At 68.7% G+C, this 24,470-nt stretch carries 21 protein-coding genes; 6 read left to right on the forward strand and 15 right to left on the reverse strand.

All coding sequences use genetic code 11. The features are described from left to right. A partial coding sequence (locus tag MJ785_RS00005) for a pyruvate, phosphate dikinase (RefSeq protein WP_239379836.1) occupies positions 1–1,405 on the reverse strand: 1,405 nt, incomplete at its 3' end. A 435-nt stretch (positions 1,406–1,840) separates the two neighbouring features. On the opposite strand from MJ785_RS00005, the gene MJ785_RS00010 reads away from it, so the two are divergent. The 4 genes from MJ785_RS00010 to MJ785_RS00025 all read left to right on the forward strand — a co-directional run bounded on the left by MJ785_RS00010 (position 1,841) and on the right by MJ785_RS00025 (position 6,575). Next, a complete protein-coding gene (locus MJ785_RS00010; RefSeq protein WP_239379841.1) occupies positions 1,841–2,941 on the forward strand; it encodes a hypothetical protein in 1,101 nt (366 codons plus the stop codon). Then, the gene (locus tag MJ785_RS00015; RefSeq protein WP_239308365.1) at positions 2,941–4,185 is read left to right on the forward strand and encodes a toxic anion resistance protein; all 1,245 of its coding nucleotides are present in this window, start codon (positions 2,941–2,943) and stop codon (positions 4,183–4,185) included. Before MJ785_RS00010 ends, MJ785_RS00015 begins: the two co-directional genes overlap by 1 nt. Positions 4,186–4,256: 71 nt before the next feature. Further along, a complete protein-coding gene (locus MJ785_RS00020) occupies positions 4,257–5,828 on the forward strand; it encodes a VWA domain-containing protein (protein ID WP_239379875.1) in 1,572 nt (523 codons plus the stop codon). A gap of 57 nt (positions 5,829–5,885) precedes the next feature. After that, on the forward strand, positions 5,886–6,575 hold the full coding sequence (locus MJ785_RS00025; RefSeq protein ID WP_239308382.1) for a hypothetical protein: 690 nt from the start codon (positions 5,886–5,888) through the stop codon (positions 6,573–6,575). 163 nt (positions 6,576–6,738) lie between these two features. Here MJ785_RS00025 and MJ785_RS00030 read toward each other — a convergent pair whose 3' ends face one another. The 4 genes from MJ785_RS00030 to recO all read right to left on the reverse strand — a co-directional run bounded on the left by MJ785_RS00030 (position 6,739) and on the right by recO (position 10,342). Then, on the reverse strand, positions 6,739–8,103 hold the full coding sequence (locus tag MJ785_RS00030) for a glycine--tRNA ligase (protein WP_239379876.1): 1,365 nt from the start codon (positions 8,101–8,103) through the stop codon (positions 6,739–6,741). Between the two features lie 175 nt (positions 8,104–8,278). Beyond that, complete coding sequence (locus MJ785_RS00035; protein WP_239379842.1) at positions 8,279–8,605, reverse strand: antibiotic biosynthesis monooxygenase family protein; 327 nt, start codon at positions 8,603–8,605, stop codon at positions 8,279–8,281. 69 nt (positions 8,606–8,674) lie between these two features. Then, a complete protein-coding gene (locus MJ785_RS00040; RefSeq protein ID WP_239308363.1) occupies positions 8,675–9,493 on the reverse strand; it encodes an isoprenyl transferase in 819 nt (272 codons plus the stop codon). 117 nt (positions 9,494–9,610) lie between these two features. After that, complete coding sequence (recO, locus tag MJ785_RS00045; RefSeq protein ID WP_239308362.1) at positions 9,611–10,342, reverse strand: DNA repair protein RecO; 732 nt, start codon at positions 10,340–10,342, stop codon at positions 9,611–9,613. Between the two features lie 262 nt (positions 10,343–10,604). Between recO and MJ785_RS00050 the strand changes: the two genes are divergently transcribed. Together MJ785_RS00050 and MJ785_RS00055 are read left to right on the forward strand one after the other, a co-directional pair. Beyond that, complete coding sequence (locus MJ785_RS00050; RefSeq protein WP_239379844.1) at positions 10,605–13,121, forward strand: S8 family serine peptidase; 2,517 nt, start codon at positions 10,605–10,607, stop codon at positions 13,119–13,121. A gap of 53 nt (positions 13,122–13,174) precedes the next feature. Next, a complete protein-coding gene (locus MJ785_RS00055; RefSeq protein ID WP_239372523.1) occupies positions 13,175–13,717 on the forward strand; it encodes an NUDIX domain-containing protein in 543 nt (180 codons plus the stop codon). Here MJ785_RS00055 and MJ785_RS00060 read toward each other — a convergent pair. From MJ785_RS00060 to hemW, 10 genes are all read right to left on the reverse strand, one after another. After that, positions 13,710–14,516 (reverse strand): N-acyl homoserine lactonase family protein, encoded by an 807-nt coding sequence (locus MJ785_RS00060; protein WP_239308358.1) that lies wholly within the window; start codon positions 14,514–14,516, stop codon positions 13,710–13,712. The genes MJ785_RS00055 and MJ785_RS00060 overlap by 8 nt on opposite strands. Positions 14,517–14,567: 51 nt before the next feature. Continuing rightward, a complete protein-coding gene (gene era, locus MJ785_RS00065; protein ID WP_239346230.1) occupies positions 14,568–15,485 on the reverse strand; it encodes a GTPase Era in 918 nt (305 codons plus the stop codon). Between the two features lie 11 nt (positions 15,486–15,496). Beyond that, the gene (locus tag MJ785_RS00070; RefSeq protein ID WP_370652832.1) at positions 15,497–16,027 is read right to left on the reverse strand and encodes a cytidine deaminase; all 531 of its coding nucleotides are present in this window, start codon (positions 16,025–16,027) and stop codon (positions 15,497–15,499) included. Positions 16,028–16,111: 84 nt separating this feature from the next. Next, a complete protein-coding gene (locus tag MJ785_RS00075) occupies positions 16,112–17,569 on the reverse strand; it encodes a hemolysin family protein (protein ID WP_239308356.1) in 1,458 nt (485 codons plus the stop codon). A gap of 80 nt (positions 17,570–17,649) precedes the next feature. Continuing rightward, positions 17,650–18,126 (reverse strand): rRNA maturation RNase YbeY, encoded by a 477-nt coding sequence (gene ybeY, locus MJ785_RS00080; protein WP_239308355.1) that lies wholly within the window; start codon positions 18,124–18,126, stop codon positions 17,650–17,652. A 117-nt stretch (positions 18,127–18,243) separates the two neighbouring features. Next, positions 18,244–19,272 carry a PhoH family protein gene (locus MJ785_RS00085; protein WP_239308354.1) on the reverse strand — a complete coding sequence of 343 codons (1,029 nt, stop codon included), beginning with the start codon at positions 19,270–19,272 and terminating at the stop codon, positions 18,244–18,246. A gap of 122 nt (positions 19,273–19,394) precedes the next feature. Further along, positions 19,395–20,180: a 16S rRNA (uracil(1498)-N(3))-methyltransferase gene (locus MJ785_RS00090; RefSeq protein ID WP_239346241.1), complete on the reverse strand. Its 786-nt coding sequence runs from the start codon at positions 20,178–20,180 to the stop codon at positions 19,395–19,397. Between the two features lie 92 nt (positions 20,181–20,272). Then, entirely contained in the window at positions 20,273–21,421 is a 1,149-nt protein-coding gene (gene dnaJ / locus MJ785_RS00095) for a molecular chaperone DnaJ (RefSeq protein ID WP_239308352.1), read from the reverse strand. Continuing rightward, complete coding sequence (hrcA, locus tag MJ785_RS00100; RefSeq protein WP_239308351.1) at positions 21,421–22,440, reverse strand: heat-inducible transcriptional repressor HrcA; 1,020 nt, start codon at positions 22,438–22,440, stop codon at positions 21,421–21,423. Before hrcA ends, dnaJ begins: the two co-directional genes overlap by 1 nt. 242 nt (positions 22,441–22,682) lie before the next feature. Next, positions 22,683–23,927, reverse strand: coding sequence for a radical SAM family heme chaperone HemW (gene hemW / locus MJ785_RS00105; RefSeq protein WP_239308350.1), 1,245 nt, complete (start codon positions 23,925–23,927; stop codon positions 22,683–22,685). Positions 23,928–24,470 lie beyond the last annotated feature (543 nt).

Consider the following 24,470-nt stretch of genomic DNA (forward strand, 5'->3'; position numbering starts at 1 on the left):
CCTCTGCCCCGCACACACAGGTCCTGCCCATACCGCGGGCGACCACGGCGGCGTGTGAAGTCTTTCCACCGCGCGATGTCAGCACACCCTGCGCGGCGATCATGCCGTCCAGGTCGTCGGGGGTGGTCTCCCGGCGCACCAGAATCACCGGTGTCCCGGCGGCCGCGAGCTCCACGGCCCGGTGCGAATCGAAGACGACCTGACCGACGGCCGCGCCGGGCGAGGCGTTCATGCCCTGGGCGATTTTCTCGACCGATCCGGCCAGCCCGAAGCGGGGGAACATCAGCTGGGCGAGCTGGGCGCCGGTGACCCGGGTCACCGCCTCGTCCATGCTGATCAGGCCCTGGTCCACAAGCTGGGTCGCGATCCGGAAGGCGGCGCCCGCGGTACGCTTGCCCACCCTTGTCTGCAACATCCACAGCTTGTTGCGCTCGACGGTGAACTCGATGTCGCACAGGTCCCGGTAGTGCTGTTCCAGGGTCGTCATTATCGCGAGCAGCTGCGCGTAGGCCGGTGGGTCGATGGACGCCAACGCCGTGAGCGGCAGGGTGTTGCGAATGCCCGCGACGACGTCCTCGCCCTGGGCATTCTGTAGGTAGTCGCCGTAGCTGCCCTGTTCACCGTTGCCCGGATCCCGGGTGAAAGCCACCCCGGTACCCGAGTCCATGCCCAGGTTGCCGAACACCATGGCAACAATGTTGACCGCGGTGCCGAGATCCGCCGGAATACGCTCCTGCCGGCGGTAGAGCCGGGCGCGCCCGCCGTTCCAGGAGTCGAAGACCGCGCGGATGGCGGAATCCAGCTGTTCCCGGGGATCCTGCGGGAAGTCCCGGCCGGTCTGGTCCCGAATTATCGTCTTGAAGGTCTCGGCCAGTCCCCGCAGGTCGGTTTCGTCGAGATCGAGATCGCTGGTGGTCGCCCGTGCCTTCTTCGCCGCGTCCAGGGCCTGGTCAAACAGCTCGCCATCCACGCCGAGGACCGTCTGGCCGAACATCGCCAGCAGGCGACGGTAGGAGTCCCAGGCGAAACGCTGCGAACCCGACTGCTTGGCGAGGCCCGCGACCGAGGCGTCCGACAGCCCGATGTTGAGAACGGTGTCCATCATCCCCGGCATCGAGAACTTCGCGCCTGACCGCACCGACACCAGCAACGGGTCGTCCGCCTGCCCCAGGCTCTTTCCCATCGCCTGTTCGAGGGAATGCAGATGCGCACTCACCTCGTCACGCAACGCATCGGGCTCTCTGCCATGCGCAAGATATTCGCGACACGCCTCGGTCGTGATCGTGAAACCGGGCGGGACGGGAAGGCCCATCTTCGTCATCTCGGCAAGATTGGCTCCCTTGCCACCAAGAAGATCCTTCAGCTCCTTGTTTCCCTGGTGGAAGTCGTACACGTAGATGACCATGGCTGCCCTCTCGTCTCCCGCCCCACGAACGTCCCCGCGGACCGCCGCCAAATCGACCGTGGCACGCCGCCCCGGCCCGCGTCAGGCCGCCGAAGGATCCGCGGCAGCCATCCCGACTTGTCGCCCAGTGGTTCGTCCGGTTGGCCCTGTAGTGGCACAGGAGGTTACCGCCCTACGCCGTCACAAGAGATGTTTAGCGAAACACTTCATCCAGTCGATATATTACTGTCAGCAACAAGAATATTACCGACTTGTCACTATAAAATGGTCCAAATATCATGAATACCGAATATCCGGTTGACAGCGGAGCGCGGAACGGGACTCGTCCGGACGCCGGGCCTCGCCGGCCGGGAAGCTGTCGGGTATGACACTTACGATCATGAAGCGCGCTGACATACTCGGGCCAACAGGCACGAAGAGGAGGAGGAAGACACCGTGCAGGGTCGCCGGGTTCTCGGGCTCGCGCTTGCCGGGCTGCTCGCGCTCGGCGTCGTCGCGCTGATCGTCGTCCCGCGGATCCGGTCCGGCCCCAGCGCGGGCACGACCAAGGTCCGCGCGTTGATCTCATCCGAGAAACAGTCCTACTTCGCCGACCCGGAGGTGGTGGCCGCTCTCGCGCGGGCCGGCTACAGACTTGAGATCACTTCCGCTGGATCGCGCGAGATCGCCACCACCCGCGATCTGTCCGGCTTCGACCTGGCGTTCCCGGCGGATGCGCCACAGGCGGACCGCATCAGGCACGATCGAAAGATCAACGCATCCTACGTACCCTTCTTCACGCCGATGGCAATAGCCACCTTCGCCCCGATCGCGACGCTCCTGACCGCGGCGGATGTCAGTAGCCGAGAGGGCGACCACAACCTGTTCGACATGCGTAAGTACCTCGATCTGGTGGCGAACGGCACCCGCTGGTCGCAACTGCCCGCAAACAGCGTCTACCGGACCGAGAAGTCCATTCTCATCAGCTCGACGGATGTACGGACGTCGAACTCGGCAGCCCTTTATCTGGCGATCGCCTCCTATGTCAGCAACGGTGGGAACATCGTCACCGACACCGGGACGGCCGACCGTATGACAGATCGGCTCGCGCCCCTGTTCCTCAAACAGGGCTACCTGGATGCGTCGTCCCAGGAGCCGTTCGACGACTTCCTGACCATCGGTATGGGCAAGACGCCGATGGTCATGATTTATGAGGCCCAGTTCAGAGCCCACCTGCTCGCCAAGGACGGCTCGCTGAGCGGTGACATGGTACTGATGTACCCGAATCCGACCATCTATGCCAAACATACCGTCGTCCCGCTCACTCCTGCCGGCGACGCGGTCGGGCGTCTGCTGACAACCGACCCGGAGCTCCAGCGTCTCGCTGTCCGGCATGGGTTCCGCACCGCGGACGTCGGCTATGGCCGGCAGTACGCCACCGAACGCGGCGCCAGCCCGCCACCGCAGCTGGTCAATATCGTCGAACCACCGAGCGCGGAGATATCCGAACGGATGATCGGTCAAATCGAGATGAAGTACCGGAAAGGGCCGGGTTGATGACCCTCCCACCACCCACCCTGCCGCCGGCCGCGGGCGACCCCGGCGCGCAGCTGGTCCTGGTGCCGCCCGCGCCGGTCGCGCCGGTCGCCCCGGAGCAGGCCGGACCCGCCGTCCCGATCAGCCCGGAGGCGGCTTCGCGGCTGGCTGGCCAGGCGGTGGCCTTCGCCGACGCGCTGGTCGGCATCGACCCGGCCTCGCCCGCCTTCACGGCCAAGGTCGCCGCCGTGCACCGGATGGGCGAGAAAGAGATCCGTGCCTCAGCCGCGGTGTCCAACCGGCTGCTGGACAAACCGACGCGGGCGATGAGTTCCGGTGCCTTCGACGCGACGTCGTCGGTGTCGACCTCTCTGGTTGAGCTGCGCAGGGTGGTCGGCGACCTCGACCCGTCCACGGTGAATCTGCTGGGCCCGAAAAAGCTGCTCGGCATGATCCCGTTCGGGAACCGCCTGCGGGACTACTTCGCCTCCTACCAGTCCTCGCAGGCGCAGCTGGACGCCATCCTGCATGCGCTACAGAACGGGCAGGAGGAGTTACGGCGAGACAATGCCGCGATCGAGCAGGAGAAGCACAACCTGTGGGCCACCATGGGCAGGCTGCGCGAGTACACCCAGCTCGCCTCGAGCCTCGACGCCGAGCTCGTCACCCGGATAGACCGGATCGAGGCCGGCGACCCGGAGCGGGCACGGATGCTCCGCGAGGACGTCCTGTTCTACGTTCGCCAGAAACACCAGGACCTGCTCACCCAGCTCGCGGTCAGCGCACAGGGGTACCTGGCCCTGGAAATGATCAGACGCAACAACCTCGAGCTGATCAAAGGTGTGGACCGGGCAAGCACCACGACCGTCGCGGCCCTGCGGACGGCGGTGCTCGTCGCGCAGGCCCTGGCCAACCAGAAACTGGTGCTCGACCAGATCACCGCGTTGAACGAGACCACCGAGCGCATCATCGTCGGTACCTCGGAGCTGCTGCGGCGGCAGACGGTGGAGATCCACGGGCAGGCGGCCTCCTCGACAGTGTCGGTGCAGGCTCTCCAGCAGGCGTTCGCCAACATCTACGCCACGATCGACACGATCGACGGCTACAAGGCCGCTGCCCTGGAGACCATGCGCACGACGGTGTCGGCCCTGTCCGAAGAAGTAGGGAAAGCCACCGCGTACCTGGACCGGGCCGCCGCGGCCGCTCCGGCCGAGATCGTCCCGGTAACGGCCGGGGAACTGGAGATCTCTGGCGGCGGGCCGTGACCGGACGCCGCGTCTCCTGCTGCCGGGCGCGCGCTGCCGCTCTGCTCGCCAGCTGCGCGGGCGCGGTGGCCATGGTGGTCATGACCGCCTGCGGCTCCACCCCCGCCACGCGGCCGGGAGCCAGCCCGGGACAGAGCGCCAGCCCGGGTAAACCGGGCGTGCTGCGGGTGCTCGCCGGCTCGGAACTCGCCGACATCGAACCCCTGCTCGGCGACTTGCGCGCGGCTACCGGCATCACGGTGAAACCGGTCTACGCCGGAACGCTCGACGCCACCGACAGGATCATCAAACATACCGCGGACGTGGACGCGGCCTGGCTGTCCTCTGACCGCTACCTGCGCCTGCTGCCCGGTGGCGCGACAGCGGCCAGCGCGCGCACGCCAACCATGACATCACCGGTGGTCCTGGGCGTCCGGACCTCGCTCGCCACCCGGTTCGGCTGGACGGGGACCGCCAGCGTCACCTGGGCGGATGTCGCCGCGAAGGTCGCCACCGGCGAGCTGACGTACGCCATGACGAATCCGGCGGCGTCCAACTCCGGCTTCAGCGCGCTGGTCGGCGTCGCGGCCGCGCTCGCCGGGAAGTCAGACGCGCTCCAGGCATCCGACATCCGCACCGACGCGCTGACGTCGTTCTTCTCCGGACAGACGCTCACCTCAGGCAGCTCCGGCTGGCTTGCGGACGCCTTCGTCAATCGTCCCCAGGATGCCGACGGGATAATAAACTACGAGTCGGTGCTGCTGTCTCTGCAACGTTCGGGTCGGCTGCGCGAACCGCTCACGATCATTTATCCGAAAGACGGCATCATCACAGCCGACTACCCCATGCTGCTGCTCGACCCGGCTCGGCAGGACGCATACAACCGGGTGGTGAACTGGTTACGCAGCCCAGCCGTCCAGCAGCGGCTACAGGCCGACACCAATCGCCGGCCAGCTGTCCCGGGCGTCGCGCTCGACCCGCGGTTCACCGCGACCGCGCTGGCCGAACTGCCCTTCCCCGCCACCCAGGCGGTCGCCGACGAGCTGCTCACCTCCTATTTCGATCATTTTCGCCGGCCATCACACGCGATCTTCGTACTGGACGTGTCCGGCTCCATGGCCGGCCAGCGGCTGGCCGACCTGACATCCGCGCTGACGGGGCTCGCCGGTGCCGATACGTCCTTGTCCGGCCGGTTCACCCGGTTCCGTGGCCGGGAAAAGGTTACGCTTGTGACCTTCAACGGCGCGGTCGTCGGGGCACGCGACTTCACCGTGACAGCCACCGAGGCGTCCTCACCCGATCTGGCCGCGATCCGCTCGTATGTCGCCAGCCTGCACGCCGAGGGGGGAACGGCCATCTACTCCGCGCTCGCGGATGCGTACCGCCGGGCGGCCGACTCGATCGCCAGGGAGCCCGGCTACCTGACATCGATCGTCCTGATGACGGATGGCGAGAACAACGCCGGTCTGTCAGCCAGCCAGTTTCGCGCCAGCTACCGGGGCCTGCCCCCGGCCGCGCAGGCTGTCCGCACGTTCTGCGTCATTTTCGGCGAAGCCCGTCCGGACGATCTTCGCTCGATCGCCACCGATACCGGTGGCGCGGCCTTCGACGCGCGGGCGTCCTCGCTGGCCGACGTGTTCAAGGACATCCGTGGCTACCAGTGACGCCGGGCCCAGTATGCCCGCCGGTGGGCCCGTTCCCGGTCGGAGCTGCTGGTGGTGATGCCGCTCCGGCTACCGCGGCCGGCCCCACCACCGGCGCCGCCTGCCCGTGGGCGCCGGGAGAAGGCGCTGGCCTGGATGGGATCGCTGAAGAACATCGCCGGCTGCACCGGTGCGCTCGGCGGGCTTGGGCTGACCGCCGCCGGTGTGGTCGGGTCACCGCAGTGGCCGCTGGTCGTTGCCGCGCTGTACGCGGTCGGCGCGCTGGTCGCGCCGGCCCGTCGCCTGGTGCCCGCGAGTACCCAGCCGAGCGCCGCCGAACTGCGCACGGTCGTCGACGCCCAGCTGCGGGCCCTGGCTGGACAGGCGCCGGCCGAGGTCACCGCTGCCGCGGACCGGGTCGCCGCCGCGCTGCGCGAGGTACTCGACCGCCCGCACCTGTTGCGGGCCGGTTCGCCCGAGACGTTCGTGGTCGTGCGGACCATCGCCGACTACCTGCCGACCGCGCTGGAGGTCTACCTCGGTCTGCCCGCGCAGTACGCCGAGACACACCGGTTGGACGACGGGCGCACACCGCGCCAGGTCGTCATCGACCAGCTCGGTCTGCTGGAAGCGGGCATCCGTGACGTCACCGAGGCAGCCGCGGCCGGGGACACCGCGCAACTGCTGTCGCACGGCCGTTTCCTGGCCGACCGGTTCGGGTCGAGCGACCTCGAGCTGCCGGCCCGGTCACCGCAGCCACCGGTGTGACAGCTGCCGTGCGGGCGGCTCGCGGTCCGGCCGGCGGCACGTACACCGCTGGTGGGATGCAAACACGGCCGTCGGCTGCCCCCGGCGACACATCATCCCCGGGGAGCGAGCGCCGCGGCATCAACCGGCATCAAGCGGCTCAAGCGGCATCAATGTCAACCTGTCAGCAGGGGCCGAGGCGGGTGTTGAGATAGGACACCGCCTGGTCCATGGCCACGCGCTCCTGCGCCATCGTGTCCCGCTCCCGGATCGTGACGGCGCGGTCCGCCAGTGAGTCGAAGTCGACCGTGAGACAGAACGGCGTGCCGATCTCGTCCTGCCGGCGGTACCGGCGCCCGATCGCGCCGGCATCGTCGAAATCGACGTTCCAGTGCGTACGCAGCTCGGCGGCAAGGTCGCGGGCGACCGGCGACAGATCAGCGTTGCGCGACAGCGGGAGTACCGCCGCCTTGACCGGGGCGAGCCGGCGGTCCAGGCGGAGCACGACCCGGCGGTCCACCCCGCCCTTGGTGTTGGGCGCGGTGTCCTCGGCGTAGGCGTCCAGCAGGAACACCAGGGTGGCACGGTCCACCCCGGCCGCGGGCTCTATCACATACGGGGTGTACCGGACGCCGGTGGCCTGCTCGAAATAGGTCAGATCCGCGCCGGACGCCTTCGCGTGCACGGTCAGGTCATAGTCCGTGCGGTTCGCGATGCCCTCCAGCTCACCCCATTCCAGCCCGGCGAAGTTGAACCGGTACTCGATGTCGACGGTCCGCTTCGAGTAGTGGGAGAGCTTCTCCTTCGAGTGCTCGAAACGGCGCAGATTCTCGTCCCGGACGCCCAGGTCTCGGTACCATTTCATCCGCTCGTCGATCCAGTAGTCGTGCCAGGTCTCGTCCTCGCCCGGCGGGACGAAGAACTCCATCTCCATCTGTTCGAACTCCCGGGTCCGGAAGATGAAGTTTCCCGGGGTGATCTCGTTGCGGAAGGACTTGCCGATCTGACCGATGCCGAACGGCGGCTTGCGCCTGGCGGCCGCCTGCACGTTCGCGTAGTTGATGAAAATGCCCTGGGCTGTCTCCGGCCGGAGGTACGCCAGGCCCGACTCATCCTCGACCGGCCCCAGGTAGGTCTTGAGCAGGCCGTTGAACATCCGCGGCTCGGTGAACGTGCCACGCGCGCCGCAGCTGGGGCAGGCGACCTCGGTGAGCGCGGCCGGCGGCCGGCCGTGCCTGGCCTCGAACGCTTCCTGGAGATGGTCGGCACGGAACCGCTTGTGGCAGGTGAGGCACTCGGTCAGCGGGTCGACGAAGACCTGCACGTGCCCGCTGGTCTCCCAGACCTCGCGTGCGAGGATCACACACGAGTCGAGGCCGACCACGTCCTCGCGGCCCTGGACCATCGCCTTCCACCAGGCGCGCTTGACATTGTTCTTCAGCTCCACCCCGAGCGGGCCGTAGTCCCACGACGCCCGCAGGCCACCGTAGATCTCGCTCGAGGGGAAGACCAGCCCACGGCGCTTGCACAGACTGACGATGGTGTCCATACGGTCGGACGCACTGGCCACGTGGGCACTCCCTTCCTATCACCCAGCATCATCGGTGACGCTGGGCGGTCGCATCCTGCGTACACCCGCGCCAGGTGGGGATCAGGCGGGCAGGTACCGATCAGGCAGACAGGTGCCCAGCGTACGGGCCGCGGGCCGAGCTGAAGCAGAGAGGTCAGGCAAGATCCGATGCCCGGCGCACAGCGCCCGCGACGCCGTCATGGGCGAGCAGTACCTCGAACGCGCCCGGCTCATCGACGGCGTAGACCATCAACGGCGTCAGCTCCAACCGGACAGCGAACGCCGACACCGCCCGGCGCCAGGCGCCTGCCCCGTCCCACTCGGATGTGATCACCCACAGCCCGCAATCGTCCACGGCACGGCCCAGCCGGGCCCAGCGATAGCCACGCTCACCGGCGAGAGCGGCCAGGACCCGTTCCGCACGCTCGCGGAAGGCCTCGGCCTCGCCAACCGGAACCCGCAGCCGCATGACAGCAAGCACCGCACGGTTCTATCAGTTCGCGTCCGTCCGGCCGCGGGCCGCCCGCCAGACCGCCGCCCGCCAGAGATGTCACGGCACCACCGAGCGGGCTCCCGACGGATGGCCCACGACCCCGCCGTACCGGCGGTCCCGTTTGGCGAAATCCTCGCAGGCTGCCCACAGGTCGCGACGGTCGAAGTCAGGCCACAGCCGCTCGACGAACAGGAACTCCGCGTAGGCTGCCTGCCAGAGCAGGAAGTTACTCAGCCGCTGCTCCCCCGACGTACGGATCAGCAGGTCGACATCGGGCATCTCCGGCTCGTCGAGATAGCGGGCGACGGTGTTCTCGTCGATGCGGTCCGCCCGCAGCCGGCCGTCACGGACATCGCGGGCGATGGCGGCCGCGGCATCGGCGAGCTCAGCGCGCCCGCCGTAGTTCACGCACATCGCCAGCGTAAGACGGTCATTACCGCGGGTGCGCTCCTCGGCCGCCTCCAGCCGCCGGATGACGTTGCCCCACAGGCGGGGCCGCCGGCCGGCCCACCGGACCCGTACTCCCAGGGAGTCCATGTCGTCGATGCGCCTGCCGAACACCCCGTCGGTAAAGCGCATCAGGAAGGCGACCTCGTCCGGCGAACGCTTCCAGTTCTCCGTGGAGAAGGCGTACACCGACAGCCACCGGACTCCCAGCTCGATCGCGCCCTCCACGCAGTCGAAGAGGGCCTCCTCACCGGCCTCGTGGCCCTTCGTACGCGGCAGGCCACGCATTTTCGCCCAGCGGCCGTTGCCATCCATGACGATGGCAACATGCCGCGGGATCAACGCGGAAGGAATCTCCGGCCGGCATGCGCCGGAAGGATGCGGGTGCGGCTCACGGAACCGTCCGGCTCTCCCGTTACGTCGATTCACCGGACACCTCCCTTCTACCGCCAGCCAACGGTAGCGCGATCATTGTCCCTCCCGCGCCCACAAACATCATCGACGCATCTTCGTCGAGTGCGCCACCCACGACACGCCCAGCCCGGTTCACACCCGCTCCAGGTGGGGCAGCGCGCGTAAGCCGTACTCGAGATGCCACTGCAGGTAGGCCGCGACGCAGCCACCAGCCTCACGCCGGGTGCGGACCTCGCTCGCGTCGGCGGCGGCCCAGTCGCCGGTGAGCAGGTCGGACAGCAGCCGCACGGCGGCCAGGGACATCGAAGCCGCGCCATGCGGTCGGCACTGCGGGCACACTACGCCTCCCGCCGACACGGAAAACGCCTGGTGGTGCCCTTGCGCGCCGCAGCGCGCGCACGCCTGCAACGCCATTGCGTAACCCGAGACGGCCAGGGCGCGCAGCAGAAAGGCATCCAGGACGAGACCCGGCGCACGCTCACTCTGGGCGAGGGTACGCAGACCGCCGACCAGGAGCAGGAACAGCCGCATGGCCGGTTGACGTTCCTCACCGGTCAGCCGTTCGGCCGTTTCCAGCATGACAGCCGATGCCGTGTGCCGGGAGTAGTCACCAGCGATCACCGCGCCATAGGGGCTGAGGATGTCGGCCTGCGTGACGGTGTCGAGGGAGCGCCCCTCATGCAGCTGGAGGTCGACGTAGGTACCCGGTTCCAACCGGGCGCCGAAGCGGGACGATGTGCGCCGCACCCCTTTGGCCACCGCGCGTACCCGTCCCGTCCGCCGGGTCAACACGGTGACGATGCGATCGGCCTCCGCGAGCGGCGTCGTTCGCAGGACAACGCCTTCATCACGGTAGACCGGCACCCACCCATGGTTGCACGCATCCCGGTAAGTGGGCAGGACACGGTCCCCTCGGGCCGATCGTGACATGCCACCGCCCGGTGGGCGGGCTGGCTGGCGGTGGTCCGTTCGCCCGCCGACCCGCGATGCGATGCGATGCCTGCCCGCTCCCGGCCACCACACTCTGCAATAGTTACTTTCAGCATCCGTAAAAGAACCAGGAGTAATAATGCTGGCGGTGCGGGAACGACTGGTATGTAGACGACTGGTATGTATCAGCGAAAAAATGACGGTTTTCCACGTGGCTCTCGCCTTAATTGTGGCCCAGGCCCACATCGCCACGGCCACGGCCACGACCACGGCCACGGCCACCCAGACCGTCACCGTCTATCTCACCGCGCCCGACCCGGCCGGCCTGGACCGCCTCGCGCGGTCGGCCGCCGGGACAGTCACCGGATCTCCGCAGGACCGGGCCGCCCGGCTGAGAGCGTTTCTGCCCTCGCGGGCAACCCACGACACGGTCGCGAACAAGCTTGACGAACTGGGCCTGCGTGTGATCAAAAGTACGACATGGAGCGTCACCGCCAGCGGCGAGGCAGGCCATCTCCGGCAGCTGTTCGGCAGCGCCCGGCGCTCTCGTCCCACTCTGCGCTACGCGCAGAGCCTGCCAACCGTCCCCCCGTCCCTGTACGGCCTCGTCTCGGTCGCCGTTGGCGGTGACGAGATCCGGCCGGCATTGCGCCCCCTGGGCACACCGGCGGCCACGACGGTGCCGGCCCCTGCGCGCACCGCCGCGGCCATCCCGGCGAGCAGCGGCTATACCGGCGCTGACCTGCGTACCGCCTATGGCGCCCCGGACGGCCACCGCGGCGACGGCGGACCGGAGCCGACCGTCGCGAGCCTTCAGCTGTCCGGTTGGGACTCCGCCGACCTGCGGGCCTACGCGGCGGCAGCGGGCATACCCGACCCGGTCATGAACGGGCGTTACACAGCGGTCAGCGTAGGGCGCGAACCCGGCTACGACCCGGCCCGGGACGGCGACGGGGACAGCGAGGTCGCCCTCGGTCAGGAGGCGCTGCTGGCGGTTGCGCCCACTGCGCGTCAACGCGTCTATTTCGGCCCCAACACCGACCAGGGCTTCCTCGACATCCTCGACCGGGTCCGCGCCGACGCCGCCGATCCGGCGGCGAACCTGGTGGCGTTCAACGTCTCCTGGGGGCTGTGCGAGCCGCACAACAGCGCCGCCTTCGTCAGCACCGCCGAGACGCTGCTGGCGGCGATCGCGGCCGCGGGCGTCACCACCTTCGCCGCATCCGGCGACAGCGGTTCCGACGACTGCGGCAACGGCACCGCCACCGCGAGCTATCCAGCGTCATCACCGTCAGCGATCGCGGTAGGTGGCACGAGCATGCTCCACCCGGCCAGCACAACCGTATCGGAAACGGCCTGGGCCGGCTCTGGTGGTGGATGTTCGACGCTGTTCGCCCGACCAGGCTGGCAACCGGCCACCAGCTGCGCGTCACGTGCGCTGCCCGACCTCGCCATGGATGCCGACCCGACAACCGGCTTTGCCGTCTATGATCGCCGCTACTGGGAAAGCCACGGCGGCACGGTCACACCCGGTTGGCTGCGCTTCGGTGGCACCAGCCTCGCCGCACCCGCCGCCGCCGGGATGCTCGCGGCCGTGTGGGCGTCGGGCGGGCAACGCTCGGGCGGGTACGGCGACATCCACGACCAGCTGTACCAGGCACCCGCCGCAGCATTTCGGGACGTCATCACCGGGGGCAACGGCGCCCACAGCGCCACGGCCGGATTCGATCTGGTCACCGGACGTGGCGCTCCGCTGTGGAACAAGCTTGCCGCGGCGCTCGTCAGCCGGCCCCTGGGCCTAGCCCAGGCCCAGGCCCAGGCCGGGTACACGATCGTCGCTGGCGTAGGCGTCGATCACGCTGTCTGGGCGAAACGGTCCGACCAGGCCCGCCCCATGTCGCTGGGCGGCCAGGCCACATCAGTTCCGACAGTGATCCAGGCTGCTGGCAGGGTCACCTACATCGTGGGTGGCACCGACGGGAATCTCTGGATGCGGGGCGATACCGATCATGCTTGGTCCCCGCTCGGCCTACCCGGGACACAGTGTTACGGACAGGCCGCGGTCGTCGTCGGATCAACGCTGCACCTGGGATGCCGCGGAAGTGATCGCGCACTGTACGTCACAGCCGTGCCCATCGACACCACCGGCCAGCCGGCCCGGGTGACCTGGTGGACGAACTACGGCGGGCGGACCGACGCCGCTCCCGCGGTGGCCGTCGTGGACGGGGCCGTCACCTGGTTCATCACCCGCGCCAGCGACAGCGCCCCACCCGCGGCCAACCTCTACCGGCGGACAGCCACCTCGTTCTGGAAGGCGCTCGGTGTCCGGTGCGATGGGGCGCCCGGCGCCGGCGGCAACGACACCTACGCGGACACCTACCCGGACACCTACGGATCCCACGGTGACCAGGGTTACCCGCCTGGCCCGAACGGGGCCGGGCGGGCGTTCGTCGGCTGCCGGCTGGCGTCGGGAACCCTCGCCTACGCCGCTGTGCCGTTCATACGGTTCATCGACGCCGGTGGGCGGACAGTCGGGCCGCCCGCCTTCGTCCGGGCCGGGAACGGGACGGTGGACGCCTTCACCGCCGGCACAGACCGTGCGCTCCACAGCCGGCGACTGACGACATCCGCCCCGCTGGACGTGGGCTGGACGGATCTCGGTGGCACCTACCTGCTCGGGGTGGGGGTGGCCCGGGTCAGCCAGGAACCGTAGCGGGTTCCTGGCTGACCCGGACATGGATCTCCGCTGCGGACAATGATGGGCTGGTGCGAGTGGTGCGACGGGCCGCCAGAGCAATTCTGATCGACTCCGGCGGGCAGCTGATCGTGTTCCGCCGGAGCCTGCCCGGCCAGCCCCGCTACTGGGCCACCGTGGGCGGCGGGGTCGATCAGCAGGACACCTCGGTCGAGGCCGCCCTGCACCGGGAGGTCGCCGAGGAGCTGGGCGCTACCGTCGACCGCGTCCAGCAGGTGTTCCTCACAAGCGCGACACGACACAGCGGGGGCGACACGCCGGGCATCACCGTCCAGCACTTCTTCGTCTGCCGGCTCACCTCGATGAATCTTGCCGCCAGGACGGGCGACGAATTCACCAACCCGGCAAAGGGACGCTACGACGTCGAGCGCATCGACCTGCGCGGCGATGACCTGGCCCGGTTCGCCCTCCAGCCCGGCGCGCTCAAGGACTTCATCCTGGCGAACCGGGACGCCCTCCTCGAGGCTGTCGCGGACCCGGACCCGGCGCCAGACCGGGACCCGGCGCCGGACCGGGACCCGGCGCCGGACCGGGACCGGTCCGGGTTCAGGTAGCCAGCTCCGTGACGAGCGCCGGCCACACGACCGGGTCGTGCCCGGGGACCAGGCGCAGCCCGCGGGCGGAGGCGATGGCCTTCAACCGCCGGATCGGCTCGATGGTCGCCTCCGGTGGAACGCCGATCGACCCACCGACCGCTCGCTCCGAGTCGATGTTCTCCCGCAGATCCGCGGCGTCGAACGCGAAGACATACCCGCCACCGCCTACCGCGGGATCCATCTCGACGACAAAACTCTGGTGACCGGGGGTGTGCCCGGCGGTGAGGATCGCGGTCACCCCCGTGGCGATCTCGCTGTCGCCGTCGGCCGGCCGCCAGGCGATCGCCGGATCGTCGAAGTCGACCCGGATGATGCCGTCAGCCTCCAGCCGCGCCGGGTGCGCGCCAAGTCCGTGATCAAGCTCCCGGCGCTGAATATGGACGGGGGTGTTCCGCCGCGCAAAGTGGCGCAGCCCACCGGCATGGTCGTTGTGCAGGTGCGAGACGGCAACCGCGTCGATCTGGTCGAGCGTGAGCCCGACACGTCCCAGTTCACCCTCCAGCGGGTCGCCGGCGCCGGCCGGGAGCCGTACCTCCACGCCGGTGTCCTGGTGGAACCGACGGCACAGGGCCGGGTCCCGGACGAAAGCCGGGTTGAGCCCGGTGTCGACCAGTAACCAGCCCCCGTCGACCTCCAGCAGCAGCGCCGGGACGGGCTCCCACAGCCGGATGCCGTCCGGGGCGCCATACACCGACATCGAGTACGGCACCTCGACCCACCCCAGAGTCAGCGGGATCACCCGCCGCACGCCAGCCATGAGCGTCACTATCCGCCGACCGGGCCGAAGGTGTGGACCGGGCGGCGCCGGTCAGAAGCCGAGCTTTCGGAGCTGGCGGGGATCGCGCTGCCAGTCCTTGGCGACCTTGACGTGCAGGTCCAGAAAGACCGGGGTGCCCAGCAGCGCCTCGATCTGGGTACGGGCCCGCGTCCCGACGTCCTTCAGACGGGCGCCCCGCGCGCCGATGACGATCGCCTTCTGGCTCTGCCGCTCGACGTAGACGTTCACATGGACGTCCAGCAACGGGCGGTCAGCGGGCCGGTCCGCACGCGGGATCATCTCCTCCACGACGACGGCCAGCGAGTGCGGCAGCTCGTCCCGCACGCCCTCCAAAGCGGCCTCGCGTACCAGCTCGGCGACCATCACCTGCTCAGGCTCGTCGGTCAGGTCACCGTCCGGATACAGCGGCGGACCGGCCGGCAACCGCTCGACCAGCAGGTCCGCGAGCAGGTTCACCTGAAACGACGACACGGCGCTGACCGGTACCACCTCGGCGAAGTCGGCCAGCGAGGAGACCGCGAGCAGCTGGGCGCCCAGCGCGTCCCGGTCAGACACCAGATCGGTCTTGGTGATGACCGCGATCACCGGCGTCCGTTTGGGCAGCCGGGCGAGCTCCTCGGCGATGAAGCGGTCACCACGACCGACCGGATCGTTCGCCGGGACGCAGAAGGCGACCACGTCCACCTCGGACAGGGTCGTGCGCACCACGTCGTTGAGGCGTTGGCCGAGCAGCGTCCGGGGGCGGTGCAGCCCGGGGGTGTCAACCAGCACAAGCTGGGCGTCGGCGCGGTGCACGATACCCCGGATGGCGTGCCGGGTCGTCTGCGGACGCCCGGAGGTGATCGCGACCTTGGCTCCGACGAGTGCGTTGGTCAGGGTGGACTTACCCGCGTTGGGACGTCCGACAAAGCACGCGAACCCTGACCGGAACCGCGGTTCAGTCCCCACGGCGAGAGCCACTAGGTTGTCACCCGGCCGCGCGCCACCCCGTCCGGGCTGGCGAGGAACACCGGGACGCCGGCACCGAACTCACCGAGCACGAGCAGGTCGTCGACGGCTGGCACGGCGGCTGGCACGCCAGGCACGCTCGGGGGTGCCTCGCCGTCCGGGGCTGGGCCGTCCGGTGCTGGGAGCGCCACCCGCTCGGACACGATCGCCGCGGCCTCGAAGCGGCGGGCACCGCTGGACGCCGCCGCGACCACCGCCGCCCGCAGCGCCGACACGCTCAGTCGAGCGTCGGCATTCTCCACGGTCGCCGCCGCGTAGGTTCGCCCGTCGGTGTCACGGACGGCCGCACCCTCGGCCGCGGCGGTTCCGCCTCGCGGCACGTAGGCACGCGGCCTTGCCGACCGGGCCAGGATCACGAGCTTTGCGTCCTCTGGTTCCAGCACGCCAGGGGCAACCGGCGCGGCGCCCGCGCCCGGACGCGCTCCGCCCGGGTTCTGCCCCCGCGAACCCGGTCCGTCCGACTCCCGCTCCGGCACACCCATCCCTGTCTCGTCCTTCTCGTCTTTCTCGCCCTTACCCATGCGCACGCCTGCGCGGGTCACTCATGTGATCCATATATGGGTTCCTCATGTGCGCGTCCCGGAGGCGGTACGGCGCGCGACCGGGCCGAGGGCGTTCCCGCCGTGGCCGCTGTCACCATGTTTCGCGTCCTCATCCCCGCCTTCATCCCCGCGCTCCTGGCCGGCCCGCTCGGACCCACCTCGATGACCGCCGGCACGGACCACGTCGGCCAGGGATCCGCCAGCGGAGTCCTCATCAGCAGATGACGACCGCCGGACCACCACCGTACCGATCTGGTTCCGGCGCCCGGCGGCGCTCTCGGCGGTGAGCGTGAGCACACCGACGGTCGCCGTCGCTCCCGGAATCGGCACGTGTCCCAACGCGCTCGCCAGCAGCCCGCCGACGGTCTCGACGTCACCGGATCCGGGCAGCTCGCCCGTTCCGAACAGGTCGCGCAGATCGTCCACTGACAGCCGGGCGGTCACCCTGGCCGCGTCGTCGCCGATCCATTCCACCGGCGCGGTCTCGGTGTCATATTCGTCGGTGATCTCTCCGACGATCTCCTCGAGGATGTCCTCGATGGTCACGAGCCCAGCGGTACCGCCGTACTCGTCGATGACGATCGCCATGTGGGTCCGGGACGCCTGCATCTCCCGCAGCAGGGCGTCAGCGTGCTTGCTCTCGGGCACCAGCGCTGGCGGGCGCATCACCTCCGAAACGGGCCGGGCGTCCAAGCCCTCGCGCTCGCGGCCCACCATGTCCTTGAGGAAGGCGATCCCGACCACGTCGTCCACGGTCTCCCCGGTCACCGGGATCCGTGAGAAACCGCTGCGTAACGCCAGCGAAATGGCCTGTCGGACGGTTTTCGCCGACTCGATGTGGACCATGTCGGGACGAGGGACCATGACCTCGCGCACCAGGGTGTCCCCGAGCTCGAAAACAGAAGCGATCATGTCGCGCTCGCCACGCTCGATGACGTCACGCTCCTGAGCGAGATCAACAAGATCACGCAGTTCCGCTTCGGTGGCGAACGGACCGTCCCGGTAGCCCCGCCCAGGGGTCACCGCGTTGCCAAACGCGATCAACAGGCGGGGCAACGGGCCGAACATCCGGCCGAGCCAGCTGGTAAGCCCCGCGGTGGCGAGCGCCACCACCGGTGCGTGCTGCCGGCCCAGTGTCCGGAACATCACTCCCACCAGGATGTACGCGAACAGCGTGCCGGCCAGCGCCCCGAGCGCGACCGAGGCGAAACCGGCTCCGTAGGTGTGCACGGCTATGACCGTCACACAGGCTGTCGTGATCATCTCTCCGACGATCCGCAGCAACAGCAGCAGCGCCAGATAACGGCCGGGGTCCGCGACGATCGCGGCCAGGCGGGTGGCCCGTGGCCGGCCAGCCCGCAGGAACTCCTCGACCGACACTCGGGAGACCCGGGTCAGCGCCGCGTCGATACACCCGATCCCGGCGGCGGCCAACGCGGCAACCACCGCGATCAGCAGAAGTGGAACATCACCGTAGCCCATGGGCTCGTCCCGTCAACTCCCCCGCACCATGCTCAGTATGTGCCATGCCCGGAAGTCGCTACGTTCAGCAGTCGCCGCGCTCAGCGCGTGCCAGCGCTCCGGGCGGCGTCCCACGATGTCAGCAGGCGGGACTGCACAGCCCACATCTCGCGCTCCTCCTCCGGTTCGGCGTGGTCGTAGCCGAGCAGGTGCAGGATGCCGTGCGTGCACAACAGATGCAGCTCACGCTCGGTCGAGTGGCCCGCCTTTGCCGCCTGCCTGCGGGCGATCTCCGGGCACAGGACGACGTCGCCGAGGAGCAGGGCCGGGTCGTCCTCACCCGAGTCGGGCGCGGACGGGTCGAAGGCGTCGTCCTGGGGGAAGGCCAGCACGTCGGTCGGCCCCTCCTCACCCATGTAACGGACGTGGAGCTCCTCCATGGCGGACAGCTCCAGAAGCATGATCGACAGCTCCGCCAGCGGGTTGACCTTCATCTCGTCCAACACGAACCGGGCAAGTGCGACAAGGGCGACCTCGTCGGCGTCAGTGCCTGATTCGTTAGCTACGAAAACGGCCATCAGCCATCCATCCTCGTCCGGCGCCACAACCCGCGGCACACCACCGGTTGTGTCTCATCCACCTGTGCTTCCATCGGTCGCGCCCGGTCGCGCCCGGCCGCGCCGGTCGAGCGCTGGTCATCGTCGGTCTCGGCGACCGGCCTGCGCGGGCCGCGGGCTGGGTGCGCTTGCCGCGTCCCAGCGGGCATAGGCGTCGACAATGTCACTGACCAGCCGGTGACGCACCACGTCCGTACTGGTCAGGGTCGCGAAGTGGACGTCCTCGACGCCGTCGAGAATCTCCCGGACCACCCGCAGACCGCTGCGGGTGCCGCTGGGCAGGTCCACCTGGGTGATATCCCCGGTAACAACGATCTTGGAGCCAAAACCGAGCCGGGTGAGGAACATCTTCATCTGCTCACCGGAGGTGTTCTGCGCCTCGTCCAGGATGATGAACGCGTCGTTCAGGGTCCGGCCACGCATGTACGCCAACGGCGCGACCTCGATGGTCCCGCTCTGGATCAGTCGTGGGATCGAGTCCGGGTCGACCATGTCGTGCAGGGCGTCGTACAGCGGCCGCAGATAAGGATCAATCTTGTCATAAAGGGTGCCGGGCAGGAAACCCAGCCGCTCCCCCGCCTCGACCGCCGGCCGGGTCAGAATGATCCGGTTCACCTGCTTGGACTGCAACGCCTGCACGGCCTTGGCCATGGCCAGATAGGTCTTGCCGGTGCCAGCCGGGCCGATGCCGAACACGATCGTGTGGACGTCGATCGCGTCCACATACCGCTTCTGGTTCAACGTCTTCGGGCGGATCGTCCGCCCCCGACTGGACAGGATGTTGAGGGTGAGAACCTCGGCCGGCCGCTCCTCGCTGCCGCTGCGCAACATCGACAACGAGTGGTTGACATGGGACGGCGTCAGTTCCGTGCCGGACTCCAACAAAGCGATCAGTTCGGCGAAAAGCTTGGCGGCCAAGGCGTTCTCGCCCGGCTGACCGGTAATAGTGATCTCGTTGCCCCGGACGTAAATATCGGACGGTAAGGCCTGCTCGATGACATGGAGCAACTCGTCCTGGTGGCCCAGCAAGCTCACCATGCTGTGCACGGCCGGGACGACGATGCGCGTGACGGTCCGCTGGTCGGACGGGGAAATGGAATCGGTCATGGGTTGCGGCCGGCTGCGGCCACGAGACCTCTCAAACGACATGAGTCAGTACGGCCCCTAGTCTAACGATCCTCGGCAGCCATCGGTCGGATACCGAAAACCCGCATCGCGCCACCGTCGGTCTACCGATCCCAGCGGGAGGTATGAGAGAACACAATCGCAGCCGCGACAACCCCCGCGGTCGACGTCCGCAACACCGTACGGCCAAGCCGAGCCGGCACGGCCCCGGCCGCGCCGAACACCTCACGCTCACTTCCGGTGATCCCGCCTTCCGGCCCCACCACCAGCACGATTTCCAACGATCCCGGTTCCAACGATCCCGCCGGTGCCGGCAGCTGGGCCTCCGCTGGCGCGGCGGGCCGCGGCCGGGCGGGGGTCACCCCGGCCGCCCGCAGCCCCACGGCGAGCGGTTCGCTCGCTTCCTCATGCAGGACCACCGCGACGTCCGCGGCCGCGATCCGGGCACTGACCGTGGCGGTGTCCGCGAGGCACGCCAGCTGGGGCCAGAAGACCCGCCGTGACTGCTTCGCGGCCTCCCGCGCGGTGGCCGACCAACGCGCGTGTGCCCGGGCACCGCGCTCCCCCTCCCAGCGGACGATCGAGCGGGCGGCCGACCACGGGACGATCTCGTCGACCCCCACCTCGGTCATGAGCTCGACGGCGAGCTCACCGCGGTCGCCCTTGGCCAGCGCCTGGATCACGACCAGCCGAGGAGTGGGTTCCGGATACACAACCCTGCGCTCGACCGCACAGTCGATCTCGTCGCGCCGGCAGCGCAGCACGGTACATTCAGCAACCACACCACAACCATCGGTAATATCCACGCGTTCACCAGGACGCAGCCGGCGGACCGTCGCCGCATGACGGCCCTCCGGGCCGGACAGCGTCAGCTCCCGTTCGTCCGGCACCACGCCCTGCTGAAAAAGGGGCGCTGTCAGCGGTCGACTCCCCCCGTCCCGGTCCCGTCCCCAGCGGCTCCCACCCGGCCCACCGCAGCCATCTACCGCGTGCCACGTGCCCCGCGGAGCCTGGAGAAGAAGCCCTGCCCGTCGACGGTCCCGTTCCCACTGGTCACCACCGCCGGCTGCTCCTCGTCCCGCAGCTTCGCCAGCTCCCGCAGCAGCTTCTCCTGCTCAGGATCAATCTTGGTCGGCGTCTCCACCACCACATGGATATGCAGGTGGCCACGGCCGACCGAACGCAGATGCGGTACCCCTCGACCGCTCATCGTGATGACATGCCCAGGCTGGGTGCCGGGCTTGACCGTGAGAGTCTCGCCGCCATCGAGGGTCTCCAGCCCGCACGTGGTACCGAGGGCGGCGGCCGTCATCGGGATGCGCAGCTCGCAGTGGAGATCGTCGCCTTCCCGGGTGAAGACCGGATGGGGACGCTCCTGCACCTCGACGTAAAGATCGCCATTGGGCCCGCCGCCCGGTCCGACCTCGCCTTCGCCGGACAACCGGATCCGCATCCCGTCCTCGACACCCGAGGGAATCTTGACGGTCAGGTTGCGCCGCTTACGCACCCGCCCGTCGCCACCGCATTCCCGGCACGGATGTTCGATCACGGTCCCGGTCGCGCCGCACCGGGTGCACGGTCTTGAGGTGACCATCTGGCCCAGGAACGACCGGGTCACCTGTTGGATCTCCCCGCGGCCGTGGCACACCGAGCAGGTCGCCGGGTGACTGCCCGGTGCCGCTCCCTCGCCGGAGCAGGTCATGCACACCGCCGCCGTGTCGACAGTGATCTCCCGGGTCGCTCCGAACGCGGTCTCGGCAAGGTCGAGCTCGAGGCGGAGCAGCGCGTCGTTGCCGCGGCGGACCCGTGAGCGCGGCCCGCGATTGGCCCCGCCACCGAAAAAGGCATCCATGATGTCGCCGAGGCCGCCGAAGCCCGCCCCGAAGGGAGCCCCGTTGGCACCTCCCCCGCCGGGAGCCAGCGGATCACCACCGAGATCGACGAGCTGGCGTTTCTCCGGGTCGGACAGCACCTCGTAGGCGGCGGTCACGGCCTTGAAGCGCTGCTGCGCCGCCGGGTCGGGGTTGACGTCGGGATGCAGCTCCCGAGCGAGCTTGCGATACGCCCGCTTGAGTTCATCGTTCGAAGCGTCCCGGCGTACGCCCAGCACTTCGTAGTAGTCGGTGGCCATCAGTCGGCACCCAAAAGATCACCCACGTACTTGGCGACGGCTCGTACGGCCGCCATTGCCCCTGGATAGTCCATCCGCCGCGGGCCGACCACTCCCAGGCCGCCCAAAGCGGATGCTCCGCGACCGTATCCTGTGGCCACTACCGAGGTGGAACGTAGCGCATCCATGCTGTTTTCCTGACCAATACGTACCGTGACGGTGTCGAGGTCGCGTACCTCGCCGATCAGTTTCAACAGAACAACCTGCTCCTCCAGAGCTTCCAGAAGGGGACGCAGTGTATCGGCAAAGTCGAAGGCCGACAGCGTCAGGTTGGCCGTACCCGCCAGCGCCACCCGTTCCTCAGGCTTGTCGACCAGCGCCTCCATCACCACCGCGATCAACGTGTTCAGATGTGGACGCAGATCAGGGCGGGCGGCGTCCGACAGGTCGGCAACCGCGTCGGGCGCGTCAACGAGCCTGCGCCCATTCAACGCCGCGTTGAGCACTCCCCGCAGCTCGCCGACGATCAGATCGTCCACCGGCGCGGGTACCTCGGCCACCCGCTGCTCGACCCTACCGGTGTCGGTAATCAATACAAGCAGTAGTCGAGCCGGCGTGATCGTCACAATCTCGATATGCCGGATGCTGCTGCACGACAGCGACGGGTACTGTACGACAGCGACCTGGCGAGTCAGTTGCGCCAGCAGCCGAACCGACCGCCGGACCACGTCATCGAGGTCGATCGCCCCCTCAAGGAAACTCTGGATCGCCCGCCGCTCCGCCCGCGACAGGGGTTTGACCCCTGACAGCCGGTCGACGAACAGCCGGTAGCCCTTGTCCGTAGGGATCCGCCCCGCGCTCGTGTGCGGCTGGGTGATGTACCCTTCCTCCTCAAGCGCGGACATATCGTTACGTACCGTAGCAGGAGAGACCCCCAGTTGGTGACGCTCCGCCAACGCTTTGGACCCTACCGGCTCGTTGCTCAGCACGAAGTCCTCAACGATGGCGCGCAGTACGTCCAACCGCCGTTCCTCCAGCACGTCGTATCACCCCTTCGCCACGTTGAGGCCGTTTGGCGAAGCCGTTTGACGAGGCCAGCCACGACCGCATGAGGCGACCAAGGCCAGCACCCAGCTCAGCTTGGTCCTGGCACTCCATTGCCTCGAGTGCCAATTGTAGCCGTCTCGGCCTCCCGCCGAGACGGTCGAGCGCGTCACCGAGCGCGGAAACTCAAGGCCCACCCCGGCGAGCGGCGTCCGTCAGCCCGGAACAGCGGTGCCGGTCAGTCCGGAAGAAGGCCGCGAATGACGGTATCGGCTAGGAGCCTGCCGCGCAGCGTGAGTAGCACTCGTCCGGCCGCCAGCGCCACCGGCTCGATCAGCCCGTCCGCGGCAAGCGCTCCGGTCCGCGCGCGGCCCGCTTCGGTCAGCTCGGCAACGGCGAGGCCGTCGGCCAGCCGCACCCCGAGCATCACCCGCTCCATCCGCCTGGCTTCGCCGTCCAGCACCTCACGGGCCGCGGCAGGACTCGCCTGCCCGGCGAGCAACGCGCTGTAGGCGGCCGGATGGCGGACGTTCCACCAGCGCACGCCTCCGACATGGCTGTGTGCCCCCGGCCCGAAACCCCACCAGTCATGACCGCGCCAGTAGCCGAGGTTGTGCCGGCTGCGGGCGTCGGGTTCGCGGGCCCAGTTACTGATCTCATACCAACGCAGACCCGCCGCGGTCAGCGTCTCCTCGGCCTGCTGATAGCGGTCGGCCATCATGTCGTCGTCCGGCGGGAGCAGTTCGCCGCGCCGGATACGGCGGGCCAGCCGGGTACCGTCCTCGACGGTCAGGGCGTACGCGCTCACGTGATCGGGAGCGAGTTCGGCCACGGCGTCCAGGCTCGCCTGCCAGTCCTGATCCGATTCGCCCGGCGAGCCGTAGATGAGATCAAGGTTGACATGGGTGAATCCCGCCTTGCGCGCCCAGCTGACCACGTCCGGTACCCGCCCGGGGGTATGCCGGCGGTCAAGTGCGGCAAGCACGTGTGACCGGGCGCTCTGCATACCGAACGAGACCCGCGTGTAGCCCGCGGCGCGCAGCTGCTCCAACATGCTCGCGTCCACGGATTCGGGGTTCGCCTCCGTCGTCACCTCGGCATCCGGGGCGATACCGAACTCCGTATCGATCATTCGAAGCAACGACCGGAGATCCTCGATCGGAAGCAGGGTCGGCGTCCCGCCACCAAGAAAGATCGTGGAGACGGGCACGTCCGCCGTGCCGAGCACGGCGCGGGCCAAGCGGAACTCGGCGGCAAGGGTCTCGACGAACGTCCCGATCGCGACACCCGGGCCGAGCTCGGTGGCCGTGTAGGTGTTGAAGTCACAGTAGCCGCAACGGGTCGTGCAGTACGGGATATGCACGTAGACGCCGAACGGGCGGGTGCCCACCGTGTTTGTGGCCGACGCTGGAAGCCCACCACCAGCCGGGACGGCTTCGCCGGACAGCCCGCGACCGGAAGCGGCCGCGGTGATGCGTGACATGACCCGTGACATGACCATAGTGTGCCCGAACAGCAACGCTGTGTCTGCCCCTTGAATCCACTTTCGTTACCGCAATCACGACCGCCAGCCAGGTCGAACGCCCGCTCCCGGACGTGACATCCACCACCCGGGGAGAAGCGCCACCCGGCGGACAATCATATTGGGCAGTCGTTGATAATCAACCAGACAATATGGACGAAGCGTCGTGAACTCGTGGTCCCCGGTCAGGAAAGCTGATTCACATGAATGACGACACCGCGCGCGGTGTCCTCGACAGCATCGAGGACCTTCTTCCCCCCCACGCGACGGAGTACCGATCCGGCGCGCAAACCGGCTCCACCGATCGCGACGAACCCGTCACCGAACCCATCCGACTGCCCTCGCCCTCTCCCCGGATCACCTGAACGCTCCGCCGCCCGCGCCCAACCCCATCCGCACGACCCGCACGACCAGCACGACCAGCACGACCAGCACGACCAAATGATCAACGCAATATGTCCCGTCACGTACAGCCCGGCCGAGGCGTCACCCCCAGGCCCCGCC

Origin of the sequence: Protofrankia sp. CiT1 (assembly GCF_917627335.1) — a bacterium.
In the GTDB taxonomy this organism is placed as follows: Bacteria; Actinomycetota; Actinomycetes; order Frankiales; family Frankiaceae; genus Protofrankia.